This window comes from Sedimentibacter hydroxybenzoicus DSM 7310 (genome assembly GCF_013403245.1).
In the GTDB taxonomy this organism is placed as follows: Bacteria; Bacillota; Clostridia; order Tissierellales; family Sedimentibacteraceae; genus Sedimentibacter; species Sedimentibacter hydroxybenzoicus.
Genome location: NZ_JACBNQ010000066.1, coordinates 1 through 1023 on the forward strand (window position 1 = coordinate 1; position 1023 = coordinate 1023).

Below are 1023 nucleotides of genomic sequence, written 5' to 3' on the forward strand. Positions count from 1 at the left end.
CACGACAAACGCATGAATGAGTTTCACAATTAAACTATTGAAAGATTAAATTTAAAAAAATATGATCCAGTTCAAGTTACAAATTCATAATATTTTCTAAATGATTTTCAGGATTAGTACAAATAGCAAAACGCTTTAGTTTAAGGCTCATAGGCTTTTTACCTGCTTCATATATCTTCAAAACATTTAGTGCGAGTTTTCTTATGATATTCAAATTAAAGGAGGCTTGCTTTTCAAGAGTATGGTTATCATCCTCACGAAATGTTACATCTAGATGCCAATGATAACTTTCCACCATCCAGTGTCCACGTATCGCTCTCGCAATTTCATTAACATTCACTTCCAAACTGCTTATAAAGTATCGAGTTTCTATTGTTTCTACGTCATTCTTAGTTATTGTATTGCGTGTCATTGCAATGGATTTCAAGCCTGACCAATCCTTCTTCTGCTCCAACCACCTTATATCGTCTGTTTGCCAATATTCACGCTTTTCAATCCCGCCACGTGCTTTCTCCATCGTTTTTGTATATTCACACTCCGCCAATAATTCCGAATCTTCAAAGTATTGTTTCACTTCCTCGTGCAGGGTGCCTTGATTCCCCTTCAGAGCGAGAACATAATCAGCATGTTTTTTCCGTATTTTCTTCACTATCTCAATCTGTGTTCCCATCGCATCTGTTGTAATAATATGTCCTTTCACATTTAAATCATCTATTAATTCCGGTATTGCTGTAATTTCATTGGATTTTTCATTTACTCGTTTTTCTCCAAGACAAAACCCATTTTCGTCTACAGCACTCACAATATGATTCGCCTTTTGATTTTTATTCCCATTTCCACATTGCGTTTTGCCATCAATTGCTAAAATCTTTTTGACTTTTTCTCCTTCGTCACTGTTTAGCATTTCATTCCATAGCACTTGAAATCTTTGCAGAAATTCAGGTGATACCATTGCAAATACTCGCTGTATTGTGTCATGTGATGGTATTCCATTTGGCAGTTCTAAATATCTTTGCAAAAATT

General features: G+C 35.3%; 1 protein-coding gene. It reads right to left on the reverse strand.

Annotated elements, in window-relative coordinates:
- Positions 1-76 precede the first annotated feature (76 nt).
- The coding region (locus tag HZF24_RS18760; RefSeq protein ID WP_179239890.1) for an ISAs1 family transposase at positions 77-1023 on the reverse strand (947 nt) is incomplete at its 5' end.